The organism is Rhodococcus sp. 05-2255-3B1 (genome assembly GCF_002258545.1).
Taxonomy (GTDB): Bacteria; Actinomycetota; Actinomycetes; order Mycobacteriales; family Mycobacteriaceae; genus Rhodococcoides.
On record NZ_NOZC01000003.1, the window covers coordinates 137,147 to 158,780 of the forward strand.

Sequence of the window (21,634 nt, forward strand, 5' to 3'; positions counted from 1 at the left end):
CTGTATTGCTTTATCTACTGGGTCACTCGTCTTCCCCATTGAGAGGACCGCTCGTTTCGTCGAAGCTGATGCCGTGCTTCTTGGCAATCTCATCGAATTGCGCCTCGATCTCACGCATCGCCTCAGGCGGCAGGTCGTACTTCATGCGCAGGTACGGTCTGAGGGTCGGCAGCTCTTTCTTGGGTATCCATCCAGCACTTGCGAACAAGTCTCCGGCTGAAATACCAAGGACCTCACCGATCGCCTGGAGGGTCTCAGCTTTTGGGCTCGCAATCTGACCGTCTTCGATGCGCCAATACGTTGTGTTGCTAATCCCCACTCGCCGCGCGACTTCGTTGGCCGACCAGGCGAGGGACTCTCGCCTCTCCCTGAGGACCTTCGTAAGATCATTGAGTTGCTTAGGTGTCATTTCTATTGTCTCCGTTCGTATTTCGATAATAACTCTGCCTATTGCACCAATGCAATGAACTTCGACTTTTCTACAACACCAAACCCGCTGAAAATCAATGGTTTGAACCTTTTTCTTCCTTACCCGTGCGGCACTTCGTGCACTACCACCCGGTGGGTTAGCCGGTCCGGGCGGCGGATAGTGGCACTAGGCCGCTCTATCCACCGACCCGGCCGGCGGTATTCTGCGCCGGTCTGACGATCTGTCAGTCGGGCGCTGCCCCTTCCCCTTTCGGCGTTCGCCGTGGGCGCGCTGTGCGCGTTTCGTTAGCGACATCAGTTGTGCTTGCATCGAACATGCTCGCAATCGCGTCGCGTCTCACAGCCGCATCGCGCTCGATTTCTTGTCGAGCTTCGTCAGCCTTGGCAAGTAGCGCTGGATCCGCCTTCGCTTGTGCAATGTGCGCTGCGACGGCGAGCAGCCCTTCATCGTTAATCGTCTGTCCGCGCAGCTGGGCGATGAAGCTCAGCTGGGCATGGACTTCAGGCTTGAGACGGATAGCAAGTGTCTTGAGGTTGCTTTCAGGGTTGGACATAGCGCCTCCTCGGTGCTGTGCGGCCGGTCAGCGCGAAGTGCGTTGACGGGTACGGCCGCATGACACCGACGAAGCGACCAGCGCTCGCTACGGCGGGGATTCGACCCGATCGGACGGGACCGGATAGCCGGGAATCGTGACGTTCGAGTCAATCTCATTCCCCCAGGCGTCCCATCCTGGCTGTGCCCTCCGGGCGAACAGTTCCAGGTACGGTCCACCACTGACCCGTTCGATGACGGCGTACTGCTCTTCCGGCTTGTGGGAGTGATCCTGTACCGGTGCGAACATCCATGTCGGCTGCGATCGGAACTTCACCGGGGCCTTGCCGCGCGTTCCGAACAGCAGATGTTCGGTGGCATTTCGGAGATAGTTACCGAGCTGGATACGTGGCTTGATCCACGTCAGTGGCGAGCGCGGTGTGAATCCCCACGCCTCCATAACGTCGTATCCGTCGCGGAGCGTGGCGTTGGTTACCCATAGCCACAGGTGCGCATCGTCCTCAGCTAGATCCGCCACGGGCATTTGCTTGATCTGGTCAAGGTCCATCAGCGAGTAGTGGCGCGAGGCGCCCCGTGCACCCTTCTGATGGACGTCCCAAGGCGGATCGGCCAGGATCGCCCGATACTTGGTCCGCTGCCGCCCTGTGGCATAGTCCTCCCGTTCGCCTCCGTGGCGCGCCATCATCGCTGACCTCCGCCCCGAATAAGGGTCATCAGTTGTTCCGGCCGAACGACGCGAAACAGGGTGCCGTCGAGCCGGTCATCATCATCGATGGCCTTCCGAAGCGCGGCGATACGCCTGTCCGTGGTCGACGAGTCACGCGCGCTCATCATCCAGACCACGAGCGGAAACGATCCGCTGCCCGCCTGCTCTGTTCCGGACCGGTAGTAGGCGTCGTAGTCACGCGATTTCCGGATCAAGGCAGGCAGGTGTTCTGTCCCTAAGTCCACCTCCAAGAACCAGCTGTTGATGTACGGGCTTGCAGCATCCACTGCGGTTTCGAGGTACAGGTCAGGCTTCAGTACGAGCTGCGCGCCGCCGAGCCCCAGATGCTTACGCCACGAGGCTGGTTCGACGTCGAGACGCACGAGCTGACATTCGTTCCGACGCTCGGCCTCGACGAGTGAAACATGGGTGTCGGCCAAGGCGAGCGTGTGCCGCAGAAACGTCGGGCTCGGTTCCGTAAATCGCCGCCTCGACGGCCGCTCTGCTTCCCGACGGAGAATACGGTCACCGACGACATCGACGTAGTACACCAACCCAGCACTCCCCGCCCGGACCCCGCCGACACGGCGTTCCAGAGTTGCCACTAATCGACGGTCCCTAAGGCGACCAAGCACTCGTCGCGCAAGGGTCGGGCCGGATGCCGTTGAGTGGTCCGCGAAGTGCAATCGGGCGATCTGGGCGGTCGTGAGAAACCGATGGGCCGACACCGACCGCAGTATCTGCCAGTCACGGTCCGACAGCCGGTCTGCTGTCTCAGCGAGGTTTCGTGTTCGCCGCCGCTTCGGCTGGTTGGTTGCCGCCGCGCCGGTGGTGCTGCCAGCATTGGCAGCATCAGTCCCCTCCCGTAACACGACAGAATGCGCACTGACCGGCACAGACACAGGAGGACTTGCCGACCCGGACGGAACACCGACTGCAACATCCGGTTGTTCTGCGTGAATTGCTGTTTCGTCGCGGAGATGCGGTGATGTTGGATCTGCAGGAGTCATCATGAGCGCCTCACTTTCCGCCCGTGCTGGGCACTAGTTTGTCCGTTGGACTCCATTCGGTTCGTATCGAGTAAGTCGGCAAACCCGGCTTCGATCTCGTCGAGCGGCTGGCCGTACTGCTCGCGGCTGAGCGCCCGGATTTTGTCCGGATCGCTGATCTTCGGAGGCGGTGGCAGTGTCGTACCTGACGCCCACGGCTGGGATGAGTTATCGCGGATCAGGCTGGCGTAGACGTGGTGAGCCGGAAGCGACGTGAAGTCTTCTGACGCCAAGACCGACTGTCCGGCGGCCATGTCGCGGGCATCGCTGGCCTGCAACTGGAAGGCGATTCGTGATCGCGCATTGTTGCGCACCGCATCGAGCATTGGTTTGGGCAGCTGCGCCTCGAACTGGTGCGCCAGGTGAAGGCCGGCTCGTAGGCTCCGTGCGGTCGCGAGAACATCGCCGAGATCCGTCGGAAGCTTCAGATAGTCCTGCACCTCATCGATGTAGATCATCACGGGATCGCGATCCGACTCGGGGATCGACGCGCGTTCACGAATCGCTTGCCAGAGCTCCGCGACGACCAGCGCTCCCAGAAGCTGGGCGGCATCGGGTCCAATCACGCCCTTCTGAAGAGGAACGAGGAGCACCTTCCCCTCCCGTAGCACCTGACGCATCGTGAACCGAGGTTGCCGCTGGGCGAGTACGGCCCGCATGTGTGGGGTGAGGAGGGGCCGCAACTTGTTGGAGAGTGGAGCCACAACCGTCGCGGCAGCATCCGGTGAAAGCGAGTCGAACCACTGCCAGAACGGTCCGGCCGAATACGGATCGTCGCGCATCGCGTGCTGAGTGACCGAGCGGCGGAAGCCAGGATTCATCAACAGCAACGGCACCATCACTAACGATGCATCGTCGCGGCGAGCGAGCACGGAGAGACAGTTGCGGAGGATGTCGGCCGAGCGGGGTCCGAGACTGTCGCCGTACAGAGCGTGGAGCGTCCCGAACACTGAGTCGGCGACTAACTCCGGACTGCGTCCGTCCGAGCGGCCGTTGACGCCATGACTCAGCATGTTGACGCCGACGGGTGCGGCGTCGAGCGGATCGAGCACCACCACGTCGCGATGACGGTGTTTCGGGATCCGACTAAGGATGTCGGTGACGAGGTCCTTAGGCTCAATCACCACCACAGGTCGGCCAGCATCGAGGTCCTGGACGACCAAGTTCAGGAGCAGGGTGCTCTTGCCAACCCCGTTGGGTCCGATGATCCAACTGTGCCGCATGGCATCGGTCACGCTGTAGCCGATCGTGTCCGATCCTGCGCCCGGAGCATTGGCGGTGGCGACGATGCGCTCTCCTGCCCGTACGGCGTCAGTTGGCCGGACGGGTTTTGGGTGGCGGGGAGGTTGCCCAGGAAATGGATCGTCTCGGTCGGAGACTGGCCAGCCGGACAGAACCATTACCTCTAGCACGGACAGATCAACTGATCGTGTGAATAGCGACCACGTCGAGCGGGGACGGTTCAGCTTTGTCGCATCGTCGCGGCGGAGGCGAAAGTGAACGCCTGGAGACTCGACCGTGCTCAGTGACGACGCCAACGACAGCAACAGCGTTTTCCGCCGCTCCGGCGCTGTGGCCCGAGCCCCGATACGCAGCGTTGCAGCGAAGCCGTGCTGGCCGAGCTTGCGGACTATGGCCTGCCGGGCATCTGGGCGCTCACGCTGGGTGCCGCTGAGTACTTGGCTGACGTAGGACTGCCCGGAGCGAGCTGCCGAGCTGGACGGCGCGCTGGGGCGTCGACGCGGGCCGAGTGTCAGCTGCAGCACGAGCTCCTCGCCGCGCTTCACGGCCGTCATGGCGTGGAGGATGGCACGACTGGAGGCCGGCTGGTCGCTCGGTTCGAGCGGGTGGTTGCGACTGGTCAAGGTCATACGCCGAGCTGTTGCGACGTCATTTCGATCACCCGGCTCGAACCCGGTCACGACCGCTCCGGGCGCGAGCTGTTCGATCGAGCGACGAACTCGGGACGCGTGCCGAAGTTGACTCCCGACAACGTATTCGACGCCGCGATCATCAGCGCGTACCTCAAGAACCAATTGTGGCGCATGCCGTTCCGCCGACCATTGCCGAAGAATGGACGTTGCCGCAGCTGCGGTGAGCGGGTGGGGAAAGAACACTTGCTGCCAGACCATCGAGTTCGGCGTCAGCTGTTCGGTGGCGAGGTCAAGGCTCATGATCGACCCTCCTCGGACTTGCCTGCGTTGCTGGTACTGAGCGGCGCATGACCAGCGGCCGTCTCCGATCCCATCGGCACTTCGCTGGCCATGTCCGCCATGGCGAGTGCAATGACGGCACGACTCAGTTTGCGGAGATCCGGAGGGTTACGTCGTTCCGACGTGACGGTGAGGTGCCGGTCGGCTTTTCTGGTGCCACGGCTCCCCCGACGATGATTTACTCGACGTGTTTTCGACATAGCTGTCCTCCATTTCGTTTAGCATTAGTTTTGTATTTTCAGCCTTTTCGGCCGTTCCCATTGCTTTGAAGCAACGGCGATAGGTTTACTATGCATTGCTTTCATGCAACAAACAACGACATATGACAATTTCACAACACCGACCGCAGCGGGTCTTTCGGTTGAGAATTGGCTGAAAATTACCATCCATTTCGTGATGTGAGAATCACAACGAATACGATAGTTCCAGCGACTGTAAGGATGCCAATTGCGATGAGAAGAAACGGCAGAATTGACTGGATAAGTGCGACTGCGCAGTACAGCGCGATAGCCGCGATGAGGATCGCGAATGCCGCACCGATCAGTTGATCGAGCCACGATTTCGGATTGCTACCGCTCATCACTGCTCCGAGCGCTTCGTGCGCAGATCAACCGTGCGCCGCCAGTGCATCCAAACCATGCGCATATGCGGAAGCCGACAGGGACTACCGGACCGTCAGGCTCGACAACTGCGTCGACAGGCGGCCCAGCAGGATGAACAGCAAGCCATCTGCCGTCGAAGCCTGACTGGGAAGCAGTCTGCTGACTAAACTGCCAGGTGGGCATGTGTGTTCCTTTCAGTTCTTCATTGCCGTGGGGTTCTGTGGGTGCTGCATTTTGTCCACGCGGTCCGGCTGAGGGCGCTGCGAACGCCCCCAGCCGGACTCACCTGTCAGTCGGCCAGGTTTCGCCACGCCTGACCTGACGCGATGTTCATCGCGCGGCGAGCCTCGCGATATTCACGCTGGACCTGCTGATCTGCCCTAAGAACGTCGCGGCGGAGACGCTGCTCTTGGGTTTCGACACTTTCGTACGCATCGACCAGCAGAATGCCGCCGCCCAGCATCACGAGGCCGACTGCGACTAGGAGAATCGCGAGCACCATCACGGGCGACCACCGCCCTGCTCGAAATGACGCATACAGTCGCGGAGTTGCGCATCGCCGTCGGCGAGTTCGTCGGCAAACTCACTGACCTTGCACCGGACGGCCGAAACGTGAACGGCAAAGTCGCTCTCCAACTCGTCGCGCTCGAACTCGCGCAGCACCACGGACTCGTCAGCTACGTTCCGAAGCCGTCGGCGCTGCACGTGCGCGGCCGACGGCGCAACTGCCGCCCCTAGAGCAAAGCTCCCAAGGCCGACAAGAACAGTGACGATCACGAGGGGAACTCCGACCCGAAGTTCCGCTGGATCCGACCAGCCTTGTCGACGAATCCGATCTCGATGCGGGTCAGCACCGCATCGAGCACAGGGTCACCATTGGCCAGCTGCTTCCGATACGCGTCGATGTCGACCGCACGCTCCATGATGCGGGCAGTCAACGCCGACTCTGCATCAACCTTCAGCCCAGCGAGCCGGGCCTCCTGGACGACCTTCGCCAGAGACTTGCGGTGATTACGTTCATCCCGGCTGGGGACAACATTCGACGTGAGGTTCCCCCAGCGTTCAAGTTCATTGGTCACGCGATCACAATCCTCTCCCTGTCAGTTACTGAGCGACCCCGAAGTGCGCTATCTGGCCCGAAGAAGAACCGGTAGTACTGCGCGCGGTCCACCTACGATTTCGCCCTCGCCGCGACGACAAACACGATCTCCAACTTGAGTGCATCTGCAACCATCACAGAGCCGTTCCGTGCGAGGTGCAGCCCTACTTGGAGTTGAAACGCCGTAGCGCCAAACCTGAAGCTGTTCGACCACCACTCCGTTGCCGCCGATACTTGGTACCGTCATGTCCACCTGCCTCACGAGGTTGACGTTCATCAACGTTTCGTTGATGGTCATCAATCTATGTCGGCGGCACTGCGATGTCTATAGGGAAGGTCAATGTTGTGACTGATGAGCCTGAGGAGACCAGAGTTGATATCGGTAAGCTTCTGAGCTCGCCTGATCTCGCGCTTAGCGCAGCGGAGCGCGAGCGCAATCTGCTCGACGCGATTCGTCGCGTTTTTGTCGAGGTCGAGACCAAGGAGCGAGATCTCAATATGTTGATCGATGCAGCCCAACGGCAGGGGGTGAGCTGGAGAAAGATTGGGCTGGCACAAGGGGCTCTATCACCGCAGGCGGCGCAACAACGGTCCGCGCGCTACCGACGCCGAACTCAAGATTCTGACGACCGCGCCCCTGGTGGTGCGGGAACGTAGTGACGAGACTGCCTCTAACCGAACAGATGCAAGGAGTCGCCAGTCGTGCTCCGCACTGCCGGGACGATGCTTGCTACCCACGGCCGCTCAACTAGCACACGTACGCCGTTGCCCTCATGCTCGATGCAGAACTCACCAAACAGCCAGCCTTCGGTTGACAAACGTCAATAGGCATTGATAATTGGTCCATCCGGCCAGTCCCGTTCCTTGCAGGGCAAACAAGGAGGAAGCCCGTGGAAAGTAGCTCTCGTGAGCCTGGTACCCCCTCCGTGAAGGCCCTGCTGAGGTCCCCCGCGTACCGGCAGAGCGCGTCCGAACGCCAGATCGAGCTGCTCAATGCAATCCGGCGGCTGCATGTGGAAATCGAGGTACGGCAACGAGACTTGTCAATCTTGATCGAGGCAGCGCAACGGCAAGGCATCAGCTGGAGCCACATCGGTCAATCACAGGGAGTGACCGCCCAAGCAGCACAGCAACGATTCAAGCGCTGGAAGAATTCACAAAAAGACTCGAATTACCCTACTAAGCAAGGAAACCACGATGACCGCAGCTGACAAACCTGTATATGAGCGTGAGCGAAAGTTCATCCTAGCCGACCACTCGATCCTCAAAGGACTGAGCTGGGAATACATAATTCAGGGCTACATTTGGAAAATTGACGGCTACGCGATCCGCGCACGCGTAATCAAGGACCCGGCGCGAAACGCTGGCGAGTTCACCTATGAAGATAAAGCTGGAAAAATCACTGCGAAGGGACCGAAATACGGAGATGAACGCGAGGAGTACGAGATCGATGTGCCGGTGCAGTTTGCCCAAGGAATTATTGACCGGTCCGATTTGGTAATTCGCAAGCGGCGGTACCACCTTGTAGACGCCGACTCAGCTCAGATATGGGATATTGATGAATTCGAGGACGACAATGCGGGCCTAATCGTGGCCGAACTTGAGGCGATGAAAGGCACCGAGCACGACGACACCGAAGACGACGATGTACGCGCAGCTAAGATGCCCAGGTGGGCATACCGCGAGGTCACATCCGACAAGCGTTTCAACAACGAAAATCTTGCCTCCAACCCGGTGAGCACCTGGGATGACATTAGCGACTGGAAACCGGAATCGCCTTGGGACTGGAGCTAGGCCGTAAGCCAGTAAGGAGGAAGACTTTGAATAGAGTCTCCCGTTATGCGCTGATGCAGGAGACTGGTCTGCTTATCGGTGAGACTGCATAAGAAATCGACCACACCGCGGGCCGCTAACGCATCTTCAGAATCCGACGGCTCGGCCTCTGCGTAGCTTGTGCCAACGTACTCACGCAGACGTGGGGGTAGGCTGCGCTGAGCAAGCCACGAATCATTCTTGCTGAAGGACTTTAGAGTTGTCTCTAACAAATATTCGAAAACGTCGCGTATTGCCGTTGACTGACCGCGCTGCATTGTAGCAACCACCGGATCGTTGATTACAAAAGTCACGGTAGTAGATTTCAAGAACTCGGCAATTATACGAGCCTCTGGAGAAATCAACAATGCATGCCCATTACCTACCGCACTGTTCTTAATCGAACACGATGACTGCAAGAATGTAGTTATCGCGCTTCCAAAAGTGTGAATGTCAGCATGCGACCTATGGGAGCCATCAAACGGATGCGATGGAAGCCATGTAACAATATGCTCAGCGGCAAGTTCGCTAATATCGCCAAGAGTAGGGGCGTCCTCCTGCTTACTATAATAGGATGATACCTTCTCGCTAGTACGACGAAGAAGTTGATTCCACGTTCCATTTTCGTCATCGTCGCGAGATTCCCAGCTGAGCGATAGCGAATGGAGAGGTATGCGCCCAGCTCTAAAGAAGTCCTCAACGTCATGGACTGCATACGCTATGTCGTCAGCCCAGTCCATGATCGACGCTTCGACATTCTTAGCGTTGCCGATCTGCGCAGGTTCAATCAAACGTTTCTCAACAAGAAGATCGAGGTAGTCCCTCTCGGAGTCATAGAACCCCCATTTTTCTCCAGTCGTCTTGTAAAACTGCGGCTGCTGATCGCGCGTCCAAGGGTATTTGGACGCAGCCGCAAGCGTACGCCAGGTTAAGTTCATTCCGCGTTGCTCTTTCTCACGGTGCTTGCGCATACTTAACCGTGCGATTGCTCTCATGCTTTGAGCATTTCCCTCAAACGAGTCAGCCAGAAGTGCCCTATTGGTACCACGTCCGATTTTAACCCCAGCATTCAGCGCTTCTTGGAGCACCGTTTCGGCGGCGTGGCCGAATGGCGGGTGACCGATGTCGTGGATAAGACCCGCGGTAGCGCAAACCGTCGGATTTACTTTTAGTTCACTAGAAGCCGAGCCCTTACCATGCCCCGCTTCGTAAGACCGCCTCAAATACGAAGCGATCCTCGCCGCCATCTGAGAAACTTTCAGACTATGGGTGAGCCGGTCATGGAAAACATAATCGTCTTGCGGAGATATGACCTGAGTTACGCCAGCTAATCGTCGAAATTCAGCTGAGTAAAGAACGCGATCAAAGTCAATCTCAAAACAGTCCCTAAGACTTGCATCGGCAGTTTCGTTAGACGGGTCATGGGGGCGCACGCGCCCAAATTTACTGCTGGGCAAGTTCTACTCGGCCAGTGTCTGGATTGACCCTGCCATTCAGATCTGCATAAACACGTTTTGCAATTGCGCGACTAACCTCTGCCTCAGCGCTTAGTGCCATTAGGAAGTCCATTGACGAAGAGAATTTTCGCTTCGTGAGCAACTGCGACGCCGTTTCTGCTGTGTGCTGCCATTTACGTCGCGCCTTCTCCTCACGCTCCGCCTCACGCTTGAACGCTGGAGCTAGGGGCGCGGCTTCAGACATGAACACCATAACGCTAAACCTCCCAATGAGCGCAGGCGGAGGTAAATCCAAGTCGTGTCCACATTCTGGACAACTGGTTGTCTCGTACTGGGATGCGCGACAGTCTTGTTCCATATCTATTTCCCATTATCATCACTTTACTCCTTTTGTCAAGTATTCCAGATATTTGGAGCCACGAGACGTGGCTTCCCTTGCCTACCACGCGATGCTATCGGAGACTGCCGACAACGTGGGGACGCGGCCGCAGACTCGAAGCGACAGGGTCCTTCCGGCTACAAACCCAGCAAGCGCGACGGTCGGTGCTTTGACCGAGCAGACAAGCGGGTCCAGTCCCCGCGTGCACCGAAACCGCATCTCATCGCACTAAAGCGGTCTCATCGCGTGTTCTACGCTTTGCGGGGTGCCAGTCCGCGCCGTCCCTACGACATGCTCCAGTTGGAAGCGCTTGGTCTTCGTTGCATGCGCCAGGAGCCACTGGCCAGTTCGAGTCGAGTGCCACGACGTGCTTCTAGAGACGATCACAAGCCTCCGGGCCGTGGTGGTGCGAGCCCACTGGATCAGCAGCCCATTGACATGGCTGTCCGCGAAAGAGTAGCCGATGACGACGAGTGTGGATTTGAGTGCCAGCTCCGATCGCCACCGCCACAACAGGTCGAGGTAGGGACCTCGCGTCGTTAACTTGTTTCTCCCCCCAAAAATGATTCCGGGCTGCGCGGGGTCAACAGTAACAATCTTTCTTCGGTAATGATCCTCCGCGTCACGCTCCCAATCGAGCGATCCGTGTAGCTTATGCAGCGCTATGGATGCATCGCCAAATAAGTCCGGCTCGCCACCGATCCAGCTTTCGAGGCCGTCCGAATATGAGACCTTAGATTTCCCACACACCACTTCAATTGTGAGATCATAATTCAGAGTCGCGATAGTCAGTTGCTCGCCTTCTGACCGGAGTTCGAGCAAGGGGGCCAAGTAACTGAGGTCCGCGCCGGCCGGCACTGCGAGGAGCTCAGCGATAATGAAGGGGATCCGTCGCTTCAAGCTTCGAAGAAGATTGTCGGCAGACGGACGTCGCTGTAGCGCGCCTATAAGGTCACCCGCCCAAGATGCCCAATTTGTGTCAATAGTGTCCGTCTCGCCTCTCGACGCGTCGACGAACTTCTGTTGAAACACTTTGGCCACTGCCTGCCGTGTAGCGTGGGACACATCCTCTGCTTCATCCACGTATGCGAGCAGGGGACTCCACACAGCGACGAACGGCGCAATGTCGGAGTTCTTGTGATCAATGAGCGCGTCGATCGTGTTCGCGACATCTTCAATAGTCGGCCACGGCAGACTAACTCCGGAAATTCTCGACGAGGCCGAGCGCATAAGGCATCCGGCATTGATGGCATCATAAATCGCGTGAAGACGCGGGTCATCTGTGATTCGGTCACCAACTTGATCAACGAGTTGCGCTGACGTTGAAATTCCGGCATCGTTGGACGCGCCAGCTCCTAAGAGAACGGTTGCGTCCGTCATCCTGTTACCCACAGGCATTCGTCATATGCGAGGTTCTCGTTGTTGTACAACGGATCGGCAGTCACTTCCCGCCCGTTCCATTCGGACGGAGGCTCGACCAAACGGATCAGCTCTTCGTCTTCAGAGCGCACTTCGGCAATAATTAACCCAGCAGGAGCGCCCTCAAAATCGTCAATCTCCCACGTAATTCCGTCAATTTCTACAAAATGCCTCGTCTTATCGATAGCGTGTTGCACGCCCGAGCCCAAAAAGGCCTCCAGGATATAAAGTTTCTCACCACGATCCAAGTCGGCAACGTCTTTGAAGACATCGACACTGATCTGCGGACGATCTGCGCCAGTGCGTGGACCTTTAATAGTGATGGTGTGCTTGTAGTCAGCAGGATCATCCTCTTGACGAATGCGGATTGACCATTCATGACCGAGCCGCCAGTAAACTTGATGGATCCTTACCGACCGAGTGAATGCGATGTCTGGCAGGACGTCTAGTCGGAACCTGCGTTCAAATGTGCCCAATGTCGCCTCCTTGCCGGGAAGTGTCACGCTACAGGATTCCCGTGATCCAGGAGCAGCGCTGATGGCTTCTCATTCAATTGAATGACTTCAGGTTCGAGCAAGAATACAAACATCAAGTCAGTCGCATGACTTCCTGCGCGGAGGTCATCGCTTCATTCGGTTCTCCTCGACCACCGGGGGCTGAGGTTGCACCTCGCTGTCATCTAGGCTCCCCTCCACCGCAATATAGGCACCTCCCACTCGCTCACTGACTTACCCGAACGGTTCGACCTGGCCGCTAGCAGAAAAGCTCGGAAGCGCTAAAGCACGGTTCCGTTAGTGGATCGAGTCGCCGATGTCCGGTCTGATCGCTCTAGTGGGCTATGCAGCCCTGGCCTTTGGCCTCTGGCGTCTGGCCGCCGTCGCACCAGCTTGGTGTTCGAATTGTGGGTGCAGAACACCCCGAGCACCAACGGCCAAAAGTTCCATCCACCAGCCTCGGTCGTCATCTGGTTCGTCGGACCGGCCGCAGGCGCGCTAGCAGCGTGGCTACTCCGCCAGGACGGACACTCCAAGCTTATCGACGCCGGACCTGCAGCCCTGTTCATTGCCCTGCCGTCGACGTTGGCACTGTGCTCACTCGCGATCCGCGGCGTGGGTGCAACGAATCAGCTTGGCCTACGACTCGTCCTGCCCGACCAGGACGAAGGATGGAACGTTCACGTTCGACCAACTGGAGAGGGATGAAACCGCCGAGCGGCCAGAAGGCGCAGGGCAGCCGTGTAGAGATCTGCTGTTCCGGGAGGCTCGCGAGCTCCCCAACTCGCGCTTCTATCCACCAGACGGCGTTAGGAGCGACGATCAGGCGCTACGCAACATCACGCAATCGGTGAACGGATCGATGATTACCGTCTCCCCGCCACGCGGTCCTTCGATGGAGGTGCCTCTTGGCTGGACGTTGTCGGAGGCAAGCATTGAGAACCTGTCGACTGTCCTGGGCCACCGCGAACCCGAAGCGAACACCGATGCGTTCACCTGCCGTGGCACGCCCCGCAGCGACGGCATGGTCGTGTTGACCGTCGTCTTGTGCGCGCAGTCTTACTGAGCGCAATAGCTTCGCTCCCGGCGGGTTGGGTACCGCCGCCACAATGGCTTCCAACGCGCCCGTCACTGTACACTTATAAGTAGCATTTTCGGGACGTGTGAAACGGAGGGAGGCCACCATGGGCGGCGGAGACTAGTGCGGGAAGGTTCGGTTCAGGCTGCCCTAGGACGTTCACCGTTCTGGGGCAGTTCTGCCTCCAGGGTCCAAGTGAAGGTGAACCCGGTTTTCGGCATAAGCCACCCTTGCGCTTCTACGGTGAGTTCCCGCCCGGACGATTTCTCCGGGGTTCGGACAACTTGAGCGGGTTTGGCCGTAGCGACGGCATCGATGACGCCCAGGTGTGAGATCGACGTATTCGTATAATCCATCGACACGGAAAGATTCCGTGATGGCTGCGGCAGCTCAAAGTACATGCGGTGACCCCACGTCGGCGTGACGGTTCGGAACACTTGCCGCACGCGGACTGGTTGGCCGCTCCGCGCCTGCTCGTCGAGTGTGACGGTGTAGATCTGGCCGCCCTTGCGCGAGCTGCGCCGAATTGACTGCGGTACCCCGTCGACGGTGAGTTCAAGGAACTCGTATGACTCGCGGTCGGCAGCATCCATGCCGGGTCGCGGCGTCATGAACCACGGCGATGTTGCCGGCACGTCGAGTAGAAGCTCGTTGTATTCGGCACGATCAGACACGCAGGCGAACCGACGGACGCTGCCGGATGGAACCGTGGTGTACTCCCACTCCACACTAACGTCGAACAGAGGAGTGCCTTCGACACTTCTCTCTAGTGCATCCGAGAGCCGGATCCGAACTTCGACGTCGTGCCATCGTTCCGATGCCCGGATCGCCTGGTCACGGATCTCGGTATATATCTCGCGCGCAAACTGCGCATCGCCAAGTCGAAGACTCATAACATTTGCAGCGATGTCGTCGAGGAGGTCCGGATTCGCGACGCGCTTGAGATCCTCGGGGTGGATGGCGAAGCCTTCGACAACTGCATCCCGCATCGCCGGTGCTTGTTCGCGGACAATTTGACGGAACTGTTCGACCGTTGCCTCTTCTTGGTCTTTCCGGAAGCTGTACTCGAACAGCGTGCCGAGAACTCCCGCACCGAAGAGGGTTCCGCCGAGTTCACTAATAGGGATGGAATGCAACCAGCTCCACACGCCGAGATCGAGAGATGACAGCCAACCATTCGCGGCAATCAACACTATCCCGGAGAAAGTAAGACCAACAACAAGCAAGGCTGCTTTTGTCTTGCGTAGTCGAAATGCGATCGTAGAACGTTGTGGATTTGCCATTACTTGTGGTTATTGTACCAAAACAGTAGCTCAACGCATAGATTGACATTGAGCTTGCGCGGCTATCTCCCCGAGTACTGCGCCAGTACATGAACGTCCTTGTGACTTCCAGCGTGAAAGTAACGGGACCGTAGCGTCGCTTCTTGCCGCCAGCCCAGTCGTGCGAACAGCGCCAGCGACCCGGTGTTCCCATCGACCACCCAGGCTTCGAGCTTGCGCAGACGCAGGTGGTCGAACGCCCACGTCTGAGCAAAGTCGACAGCAGTCAGCCCAAACCCCTTGCGACGGTCCTGTGGGTTCCATAGGCAGATTCCCGCCTGTCCCAGTCCGTTCCGCCAATCTATGCCGTGTAGTGAGCACTCGCCTACCAAGCGGCCACCTTCGACTTGGAGAACGAAGGTGTACTCGGTCGCCGGCACCGGGCCGGCTGTTGCGTTGATTTTGCGCTGTAGCTCCGCCTCGCTCCTTGGTCTCCAGTACGGCGGACCGAACGGTGCAAGCTCCTCCCAGTCGCCACTCGCGTGGAGGACCTCGGGTACGTGGACCGACGAAAGGGCCAAGGGCGTGACCTTCGGTACGTTCACCGCTGCTCCATTCTCCTCGGAACGGCAATGCTACTTGTAAGTATGTAGACCTACAAGTAGCAACCCGGAAGCGTATCGGGTTGTTATGGAAGGTGAGCTGCAGAAGGTCGTGGGGCGCAATCTGCGCCGGTATCGCCTGGAACGCGGCTATAGCCAGGAGGCGTTCGCCGAGGTGGTGGGCGTACACAGGACTTACATGGGCGGCGTAGAACGCGGCGAACGAAATCTCACCCTTCGAACCGTGGAGCGAATGGCGTCGATACTCCAGATCGACCCCCACGAGCTGTTGAACGAGCCGAGCGGCTAGGTCAACATCGAGTGCCCCTACGCAACAACTCACACGTGGATACCTGATTCATCCAAGCAATGGGCATCCGGAGGGCACCAGTTGCTATGGCCTGTCAGTGACTCGTGATTACCTTGTGCGGTGACCACTGCACTCATCCGCACATCAAGGTCGGCAGGGCCTAGGTGTTCGTAGTCCATCACCAGCCATCCCCTGAAACCGCCCATCTTACGACCGCGAGGAACGCCGCGTGAACGACACAGAGACGACTCCGCACCTCAGCGCCGAGGAATTGCTCAGCGAAGTTGCGGCGGCCGCAGGCCGCGATCTGACGTACGAGGACCTGATCAACCTCGTCAGCGAGAAGTCACAACGCGGCGTCAACATCTCATTTGTCGGCAAGCAGCAGGCCCGCCGGATTGCGCGGCTCGTCAGGCCCCGGGTTCAGCGGTCAGACAAGACCCTCTCGGTGGGCGATGCAGAGGCCCAATCGAAGAACCTGCTCATAGAGGGAGACAACTTGCAAGCCCTCGCCTCGTTGTACCGCTGGCGAGGGAGCGTCGACGTGATCGTGACAGACCCTCCATACAACACCGGCAACGACTTTCGCTATAACGATAGGTGGGATGACGATCCCAACGACTCAGGCCTTGGCGAGTGGGTGCCATCGGACGACCCTGCCCGGCACACCAAGTGGATGAAATTCATGTACCCGCGCTTGCAGATGATGCATTCCATGCTCAAGCCTAGCGGGGTCATGGCCATTTGCATTGATCACCGAGAGCTGTTTCATCTCGGACAAATGATGGATGAAATTTTCGGGGAGTCGAACCGCCTAGCGATTATCAACTGGCAGAAATCCTATTCACCCCGCTCCGACAAGTCACACGTCAGCACGGCGACGGAATACATCCTCGTCTATGCACGTGACGATGATCGAGCCTCAACTGCCCTACTCCCCCGCGAGATCGACATGGACGCGCGCTATCAGAACCGCGACGGAGACTCGCAGATCTGGAAATCTGGCGACCTCTCAGCAGGCAAAGCAGCAAAGAATCAACCAATGGTATACGCGATACAATCCCCGTTTACAGGAGAACTTCACTATCCCCCTGAGGGCCGATGCTGGTCGCTGGCGCGGTCCAGCATCCGGGCGGCCTTGTCGGAGTGGGGAACTGAATACACCGAACGAGACCTTCACGACGATGAGATCCGCGCTCGCGTCGCTGGCGTCCCCGCTGACGAGGTATTGAAGGGTGTAAAGGCCCTTGTCATGAAGAAGCCAGCAAGGTCAAAGGGTCGTGCCGAAAAAATACTGAAAGATGGACCGTGGCCGATCGTTTACTTCGGTGTCTCGGGCACCGGTCGCCCCCAGCACAAGCGATATTTGAAGAACGTCCAGCAAGGCATCGTCCCCATGACCTACTGGGCCGACCAGGATCATGACTTCCCGGAGGCGCTGGGGTCTATATCATGGGACCACGAGCAGTCCGGTCATAGCCAGACAGGCGTGAACGAGCTCAGCGCGATTGTTGGCCGTGATCACGGTTTTAGAACAGTAAAACCGCTGAAGCTAATGCAAAAAGTACTCCAGCTCTGGTGCCCGCCGGAAGGACTCGTGCTCGATCCATTCGCGGGATCAGGCACAACAGGTCACGCGGTCCTGGCGTTGAACGCAGCAGCCGGAAGTGATCGACGCTTCATACTCATCGAGCAGGGTCGCCCGCAGCGTGGAGACTCTTACGCCAGAACGCTTACCGCCGACCGCTTGCAGCGTGTGATCACCGGCGAGTGGAAAAATAAGAAGGGCGTCCCGCTAGATGGCGGATTTGGCTTCAAGTCCCTGACCAAAAGGGTCGATGCCAAAATCGTGCTACAGATGGAACGCGAGGAGATGGTAGATACCGTCATTGCATCCCATCATGATTCCAACCGCAGACGGGGGGCATCCCTCGTCACCTTTAACGACCCGTCCTTCCAATATCTAGTCGGAACGAACTCTGCGGGTCAAGGCTTCTACCTCATCTGGGGTGGTCCAGACGGAAACACAGATCTGACTGAAGACGTCTACGAGGCCTGCGTCGCGGAAGGGCGTCGGGCGAAGCTTGAACCCTTTTATCACGTATACGCCAGATACAACATGTTCGGCACGGAAGACGTTCGATTCTATCGAATTCCAGATCAGATCTTAATTGATTTCGGCCTTGACCTTCGGACGGAAGCTTACTCAGACGAGGTGACATCGTGATTAGTCTGTACCCCTTCCAGCGTGAAGCCTCAACACAAATTTCAGAGAGATTCATCGAATACCAAGGAAATGAAGTCTCGAAGGGCACCCGAAAGAACCCGCAGTGGGTACCCTTCTTTCAATCCGTTGCCGCCCTGACGGGTGCAGGAAAGACGCTAATCCTGGCTGACGCTATTGCCCAAATGTCCACCGCTTGTAAGATCGCGCCGGTGATTCTCTGGCTTTCACGTGGCAGGGTCGTTGTCGCTCAAACGTACGCAAATCTTCAGCCCAGCGGCAAGTACTACCACGTTCTTGGAGATGTAACGGTCCGCCCATTAGGGGAATATTCGTCAAGTGATGTTGAAGTGGCGACCAAACCTTCCCTATTTTTTGCGACAGTTGGCACATTCAATCGTAAAGATATGGAAAATGGAAGCCTCACGATCTACAGGTCTGACATCGACTCGACGGGAGGATCGACTTGGGATGCTTTACGGGAACGCTTGGATTCCGCAGAACAACGACGCCCGCTGTTCATAGTTTACGACGAAGCCCACAACTTATCGGAGCAGCAGACGGAGCTGCTTTTGAAGCTGCAGCCGGAGGCGCTCTTGCTCGCTAGTGCCACTATGCAACTTCCCCCTCTTATGCTCCGGGAAATCGATCTGCTGCGAGCTGCGGGCCACTCGGATGACTGGCTCACCACAAAAGTTCGATCTTCCTCAGTTGTCGCAAACGGTCTAGTGAAGAACACCCTCAGCCTCGCGGGGTACAAATCGCCCATGGAGGAGACGGTATCTGCCCTGTTGTCGGACATGGCAGAGGCAGAACAGGACGCCTTGGACTACGGGGTTGACGTAGATCCGAAAGCAATTTATATCTGCAAGACTAATGTCGTCGCACATGACGCATTCCGGCGCGACGACCCTGCTCAGCCGTTTGATCAACGCCAGGCTCCCCCGATCCTCATTTGGCGGTTCTTGGTTGAACACCACCACATCGACCCCGCCACAATCGCCGTGTACTCCAACCTGGATACCCACAAGGACTATCCGCTTCCCGATGAGTTTGTACTTTTCAAAGGTGGCGATAACGATTACACAGACTTTACCGCAGGCAGCTACAAGCACATCATTTTTAACCTGACCCTTCAAGAAGGGTGGGACGACCCACAGGTCTACTTCGCTTACGTGGACAAGTCCATGGAGTCGAATGTGCAAGTAACTCAGGTAATAGGACGCGTGCTTCGGCAGCCGTACGCGACGCATTTCGCATCGGAACGTTTGAACACTGCTCATTTCTACGTCCGGGTTGATCGAAACGAGGTGTTCAATGCCATCTTGGCCGACGTGGCCGAACGTCTCGGAACTGACATACCCGATGTCAAGATCATGGCGTCCGCTCCACAAAGTCCACGAGCAAGACAGCTCAAGCCAAGAGTGCGCCGAGAAATACCAAGGACAGCCACCAATCCAATCGACGCCGTTCAACCGATTGAGAAGATTCTGGCTCAACTGATCGATTATTCGTCCGGTCCTGATTCCAATATCGCCGGGTCCGGCAGTCGCCGAATCACTGAACAGTTGGTTGGGGGCAGCGCGAGCGAGTCCGAATGGGAAGACTACGAAGAACCAAGCAAAGTTTCTGCGCGCTGGGTATTTCATCGTGAGGTCCTTCGGCTATTTTCTCGCGCACTCGACGTCGCTAGCACTGCTGATCCCAGGTTCGATGCTCAAATCGGCGTGGGGAGCCCGGCTTTTTCTCAAGTCCGGGAGGTCGCACAAAAGGTCGTCCGCGTTTTTATTGAGAACGTGACGCTGATACAGAGAAAGCCCAACCCGTATATCGTCGGTCCGATCCTGGTTCGAGAAACTGACATCGAGCGGTTCGAGCACTCGATCCATGCCGGCTACGAGGGAATGAATGGCCTTGAGAAAGAGTTTGCTTACACTCTCGATCGCTCCGGTCTGACATGGATGCGAAACCATCCGCGTTCAGGCTACGGAATCCCCCTCATTTCGATTGGTGAGTCCGATAACTTTTACCCAGACTTTGTCGTGTGGACGAAATCGTCAGTAATCTGTTTTGACACGAAAGGTCATCACATTTTGCGAGAGGACGCTGGACGAAAGCTGCTGAGCGTCAAGCCTCGATCTGATACATTACGTCTCCTGATTCGGTTCGTCACGCCTGGGGAGTTCAATTCAGATTTTGAGAAGTTGAGCCCTGATGGCTTTACATTGTGGGGCCTTAAAGACGATGGCAAACTACGCGCCCAGCATTTTCTGGAGGCTGACGAACTTGTCGCGATGGCCTGTCGTGACGATGCAGCGGAGGACTGACGGCTGAACTGAACACTCGTTGCCCCTCACTTGGCCAATCGTTCGAACATAGTACTAACATGGCACGCAGATTGCGGTCTAGAACGTTAGAGAACAGGAGCGATTCGGATGGCCAAGCAAATATACACGCAGCTGATTGATGATCTCGACGACAAAGAGATCCCAGACGGTACCGGCGAGAACATCACATTCTCGGTCAACGGCAACGAGTACGAGATCGATCTGAGCGACAAGAACGCCAAGGAGTTCCACCGCAAGCTCGACTACTACATCGGGTACAGCACCAAGGTCGGTGGACGAAAAGGTCGTAAGCCCTCTGCAGGAGGCAGTACGACTGCCGCCACCTCGCCGAAGCGCGACGCCGCTCAAACCCGTGCCATCCGCGAGTGGGCGCTTGCAAGCGGATACGAGATCTCCGCACGCGGCCGCATTCCAGTCTCCGTAGAAGAAGCATTCAACGCTGCACACTGATCTGAACATTCGGTGCTGTTAGGTCCATGCAGCGTGCAGGGCTTTAGGTCACGCGGTTCGTGACAATTCTGCCGACACCATGACGGCGAGTGTCGAGAGCATCGCCGAGTTCAGTGGTTCTCGTAAACCAGTGCCTGCCGAACTGCCAGTGCATCGTCCAAGCTCGGTGCCATAGGGGCTCCAGATAGCTGCAGGTAAGTTCCGCTGCCCGAGCCCAACACCTGGACTGTGGCCGGCAGACTCGACGTGCATCGAGCTGTCGACGGGCTTGTTCGACAAGAGCTGCAGCGCCCTTGAAAGACGGTTTCCACTCGCCGCTCTCGTCGAGGAACTGCTCGTATCCGGGCCCCTTGGCATCCTTCAACCTGCCGTCGCGGAAGCCATCGAACGCGACTCCGTCGACCACGTACTCGATTCCAAGGGGACTACCGGTCACCTGCTCCTGGTAGTCCGTCGCTCGTTCGGACATATGGTGGTTGCGCGGTTCGTACTGACCTGGACCGTCTTCGGATCGAAAGACATCGGGAATCTTGTCGAGGATGTCCTGCGGCGTGGCGAGACCAGCGAACTTGTCGAGGAGCAGCGCGATGAGCACTGCCCCGCTAGATGACTCCTGCGGCGGTGGCCAGCTCGACAGTGAGGCCCAGACCTGCCAGCGCGATCGGAAAGAAGCCGTGCATCCCGTTGTTCACGCCGCGAAGTTCCCCGACCGCGGCACGGATGGCTGCAGCCGACGTCATGTTGGCTTCTGCCAGGCTGGCAAGTCCCATGTCGATCGAAGCCCTCCACTCCGCGAGCTTCAACGCAGCGTCCTGCGCGGTCGGGTCACGCGCCGCCAGACTCCAATTGTCAGCGACGACAATGCCTTCCAACTCCGCCAGCTCGGCAAGCTGTAGCTGACGCAGTCGTGCCGAGTCGATGTTCGTCAGGCCGGCAATAACCGTGGAGCGGACGGTCCGACCCTGCTCAGCCTTCCGCTGCATCCCACGCGTAGGACTGCATCGTCTCGTCTGCCGCTGTCTACGCTGCCCCGCTCCAGGATCCACTGTCGGGGAGATTCGTCACGCGCGAACTGAGGTGCTGTGTCTTCGTCGACAGCCTTTCAGCAATGTCGTCGAGCATCTTCGTCTGGTCAGCGGCAGTCGCCG

General features: G+C 57.9%; 23 protein-coding genes. 9 read left to right on the forward strand and 14 right to left on the reverse strand.

All coding sequences use genetic code 11. The features are described from left to right. Positions 1 to 22: 22 nt before the first annotated feature. From CH249_RS01200 to CH249_RS01230, 6 genes are all read right to left on the reverse strand, one after another. On the reverse strand, positions 23 to 409 hold the full coding sequence (locus CH249_RS01200) for a helix-turn-helix domain-containing protein (protein WP_094682580.1): 387 nt from the start codon (positions 407 to 409) through the stop codon (positions 23 to 25). A gap of 244 nt (positions 410 to 653) precedes the next feature. After that, the gene (locus tag CH249_RS01205; protein ID WP_094682581.1) at positions 654 to 983 is read right to left on the reverse strand and encodes a hypothetical protein; all 330 of its coding nucleotides are present in this window, start codon (positions 981 to 983) and stop codon (positions 654 to 656) included. Between the two features lie 87 nt (positions 984 to 1,070). Continuing rightward, entirely contained in the window at positions 1,071 to 1,667 is a 597-nt protein-coding gene (locus CH249_RS01210) for an MT-A70 family methyltransferase (protein ID WP_256987999.1), read from the reverse strand. Then, the gene (locus tag CH249_RS01215) at positions 1,664 to 2,701 is read right to left on the reverse strand and encodes a replication-relaxation family protein (RefSeq protein ID WP_094682583.1); all 1,038 of its coding nucleotides are present in this window, start codon (positions 2,699 to 2,701) and stop codon (positions 1,664 to 1,666) included. Before CH249_RS01215 ends, CH249_RS01210 begins: the two co-directional genes overlap by 4 nt. Then, entirely contained in the window at positions 2,698 to 4,911 is a 2,214-nt protein-coding gene (locus CH249_RS01220; protein WP_179273110.1) for a type IV secretory system conjugative DNA transfer family protein, read from the reverse strand. Before CH249_RS01220 ends, CH249_RS01215 begins: the two co-directional genes overlap by 4 nt. A gap of 930 nt (positions 4,912 to 5,841) precedes the next feature. Beyond that, positions 5,842 to 6,057 (reverse strand): hypothetical protein, encoded by a 216-nt coding sequence (locus tag CH249_RS01230; RefSeq protein WP_094682585.1) that lies wholly within the window; start codon positions 6,055 to 6,057, stop codon positions 5,842 to 5,844. A 23-nt stretch (positions 6,058 to 6,080) separates the two neighbouring features. Here CH249_RS01230 and CH249_RS01235 point away from each other — a divergent pair, with 23 nt between their 5' ends. Further along, a complete protein-coding gene (locus CH249_RS01235; protein ID WP_094682586.1) occupies positions 6,081 to 6,290 on the forward strand; it encodes a hypothetical protein in 210 nt (69 codons plus the stop codon). Positions 6,291 to 6,325: 35 nt separating this feature from the next. Here the strand turns inward: CH249_RS01235 and CH249_RS27440 are convergent, their stop codons facing one another. Next, a complete protein-coding gene (locus tag CH249_RS27440; protein WP_143544333.1) occupies positions 6,326 to 6,631 on the reverse strand; it encodes a hypothetical protein in 306 nt (101 codons plus the stop codon). A 365-nt stretch (positions 6,632 to 6,996) separates the two neighbouring features. Here CH249_RS27440 and CH249_RS01240 point away from each other — a divergent pair, with 365 nt between their 5' ends. The 3 genes from CH249_RS01240 to CH249_RS01245 all read left to right on the forward strand — a co-directional run bounded on the left by CH249_RS01240 (position 6,997) and on the right by CH249_RS01245 (position 8,445). Continuing rightward, positions 6,997 to 7,308, forward strand: coding sequence for a hypothetical protein (locus CH249_RS01240; protein ID WP_143544334.1), 312 nt, complete (start codon positions 6,997 to 6,999; stop codon positions 7,306 to 7,308). A 269-nt stretch (positions 7,309 to 7,577) separates the two neighbouring features. Then, positions 7,578 to 7,862, forward strand: coding sequence for a hypothetical protein (locus tag CH249_RS27445; RefSeq protein WP_143544335.1), 285 nt, complete (start codon positions 7,578 to 7,580; stop codon positions 7,860 to 7,862). After that, positions 7,849 to 8,445: a hypothetical protein gene (locus CH249_RS01245; RefSeq protein WP_094682588.1), complete on the forward strand. Its 597-nt coding sequence runs from the start codon at positions 7,849 to 7,851 to the stop codon at positions 8,443 to 8,445. The genes CH249_RS27445 and CH249_RS01245 overlap by 14 nt, the downstream gene beginning before the upstream one ends. Here CH249_RS01245 and CH249_RS01250 read toward each other — a convergent pair. The 3 genes from CH249_RS01250 to CH249_RS27450 all read right to left on the reverse strand — a co-directional run bounded on the left by CH249_RS01250 (position 8,442) and on the right by CH249_RS27450 (position 12,221). Further along, entirely contained in the window at positions 8,442 to 9,896 is a 1,455-nt protein-coding gene (locus CH249_RS01250; RefSeq protein ID WP_179273109.1) for a deoxyguanosinetriphosphate triphosphohydrolase family protein, read from the reverse strand. The two genes, CH249_RS01245 and CH249_RS01250, sit on opposite strands and share 4 nt — an antisense overlap. A 631-nt stretch (positions 9,897 to 10,527) precedes the next feature. Continuing rightward, positions 10,528 to 11,679, reverse strand: coding sequence for an SIR2 family protein (locus CH249_RS01255; protein WP_179273108.1), 1,152 nt, complete (start codon positions 11,677 to 11,679; stop codon positions 10,528 to 10,530). Further along, complete coding sequence (locus tag CH249_RS27450) at positions 11,676 to 12,221, reverse strand: hypothetical protein (protein ID WP_143544336.1); 546 nt, start codon at positions 12,219 to 12,221, stop codon at positions 11,676 to 11,678. The genes CH249_RS01255 and CH249_RS27450 overlap by 4 nt, the downstream gene beginning before the upstream one ends. 625 nt (positions 12,222 to 12,846) lie before the next feature. On the opposite strand from CH249_RS27450, the gene CH249_RS27455 reads away from it, so the two are divergent. Further along, positions 12,847 to 13,278, forward strand: coding sequence for a hypothetical protein (locus tag CH249_RS27455; protein WP_143544337.1), 432 nt, complete (start codon positions 12,847 to 12,849; stop codon positions 13,276 to 13,278). Positions 13,279 to 13,430: 152 nt separating this feature from the next. Here CH249_RS27455 and CH249_RS01270 read toward each other — a convergent pair whose 3' ends face one another. After that, complete coding sequence (locus CH249_RS01270) at positions 13,431 to 14,573, reverse strand: hypothetical protein (RefSeq protein WP_094682593.1); 1,143 nt, start codon at positions 14,571 to 14,573, stop codon at positions 13,431 to 13,433. A gap of 62 nt (positions 14,574 to 14,635) precedes the next feature. Then, complete coding sequence (locus CH249_RS01275; protein ID WP_094682594.1) at positions 14,636 to 15,157, reverse strand: GNAT family N-acetyltransferase; 522 nt, start codon at positions 15,155 to 15,157, stop codon at positions 14,636 to 14,638. Positions 15,158 to 15,242: 85 nt separating this feature from the next. On the opposite strand from CH249_RS01275, the gene CH249_RS01280 reads away from it, so the two are divergent. The 4 genes from CH249_RS01280 to CH249_RS01295 all read left to right on the forward strand — a co-directional run bounded on the left by CH249_RS01280 (position 15,243) and on the right by CH249_RS01295 (position 20,486). Next, complete coding sequence (locus CH249_RS01280) at positions 15,243 to 15,464, forward strand: helix-turn-helix domain-containing protein (RefSeq protein ID WP_094682595.1); 222 nt, start codon at positions 15,243 to 15,245, stop codon at positions 15,462 to 15,464. A gap of 229 nt (positions 15,465 to 15,693) precedes the next feature. Beyond that, positions 15,694 to 17,691 carry a site-specific DNA-methyltransferase gene (locus CH249_RS01285; protein ID WP_256988000.1) on the forward strand — a complete coding sequence of 666 codons (1,998 nt, stop codon included), beginning with the start codon at positions 15,694 to 15,696 and terminating at the stop codon, positions 17,689 to 17,691. Continuing rightward, positions 17,688 to 20,015, forward strand: a complete 2,328-nt coding sequence (locus CH249_RS01290) for a DEAD/DEAH box helicase family protein (protein WP_094682596.1) — start codon at positions 17,688 to 17,690, stop codon at positions 20,013 to 20,015. The genes CH249_RS01285 and CH249_RS01290 overlap by 4 nt, the downstream gene beginning before the upstream one ends. Positions 20,016 to 20,123: 108 nt before the next feature. Then, positions 20,124 to 20,486: an Lsr2 family protein gene (locus CH249_RS01295; RefSeq protein WP_094682597.1), complete on the forward strand. Its 363-nt coding sequence runs from the start codon at positions 20,124 to 20,126 to the stop codon at positions 20,484 to 20,486. A gap of 43 nt (positions 20,487 to 20,529) precedes the next feature. Here CH249_RS01295 and CH249_RS28665 read toward each other — a convergent pair whose 3' ends face one another. Both CH249_RS28665 and CH249_RS01305 read right to left on the reverse strand, forming a co-directional pair. Beyond that, complete coding sequence (locus CH249_RS28665; RefSeq protein WP_373453498.1) at positions 20,530 to 20,955, reverse strand: Tox-REase-5 domain-containing protein; 426 nt, start codon at positions 20,953 to 20,955, stop codon at positions 20,530 to 20,532. Positions 20,956 to 21,088: 133 nt separating this feature from the next. Beyond that, a complete protein-coding gene (locus CH249_RS01305; protein WP_094682599.1) occupies positions 21,089 to 21,469 on the reverse strand; it encodes a hypothetical protein in 381 nt (126 codons plus the stop codon). Positions 21,470 to 21,634 lie beyond the last annotated feature (165 nt).

Excerpts from the sequence above, each read along its gene's own strand:
- CH249_RS01215 (WP_094682583.1), bottom strand. The coding sequence starts at position 2,701 with ATGATGACTCCTGCAGATCCAACATCACCGCATCTCCGCGACGAAACA.
- CH249_RS01295 (WP_094682597.1), top strand. The coding sequence starts at position 20,124 with ATGGCCAAGCAAATATACACGCAGCTGATTGATGATCTCGACGACAAA.
- CH249_RS01305 (WP_094682599.1), bottom strand. The coding sequence starts at position 21,469 with ATGCAGCGGAAGGCTGAGCAGGGTCGGACCGTCCGCTCCACGGTTATT.
- CH249_RS01200 (WP_094682580.1), bottom strand. The coding sequence starts at position 409 with ATGACACCTAAGCAACTCAATGATCTTACGAAGGTCCTCAGGGAGAGG.
- CH249_RS01255 (WP_179273108.1), bottom strand. The coding sequence starts at position 11,679 with ATGACGGACGCAACCGTTCTCTTAGGAGCTGGCGCGTCCAACGATGCC.
- CH249_RS01210 (WP_256987999.1), bottom strand. The coding sequence starts at position 1,667 with ATGATGGCGCGCCACGGAGGCGAACGGGAGGACTATGCCACAGGGCGG.
- CH249_RS01235 (WP_094682586.1), top strand. The coding sequence starts at position 6,081 with ATGACGCATACAGTCGCGGAGTTGCGCATCGCCGTCGGCGAGTTCGTC.
- CH249_RS01205 (WP_094682581.1), bottom strand. The coding sequence starts at position 983 with ATGTCCAACCCTGAAAGCAACCTCAAGACACTTGCTATCCGTCTCAAG.
- CH249_RS01270 (WP_094682593.1), bottom strand. The coding sequence starts at position 14,573 with ATGGCAAATCCACAACGTTCTACGATCGCATTTCGACTACGCAAGACA.
- CH249_RS01280 (WP_094682595.1), top strand. The coding sequence starts at position 15,243 with ATGGAAGGTGAGCTGCAGAAGGTCGTGGGGCGCAATCTGCGCCGGTAT.
- CH249_RS01220 (WP_179273110.1), bottom strand. The coding sequence starts at position 4,911 with ATGAGCCTTGACCTCGCCACCGAACAGCTGACGCCGAACTCGATGGTC.
- CH249_RS01245 (WP_094682588.1), top strand. The coding sequence starts at position 7,849 with ATGACCGCAGCTGACAAACCTGTATATGAGCGTGAGCGAAAGTTCATC.
- CH249_RS28665 (WP_373453498.1), bottom strand. The coding sequence starts at position 20,955 with ATGTCCGAACGAGCGACGGACTACCAGGAGCAGGTGACCGGTAGTCCC.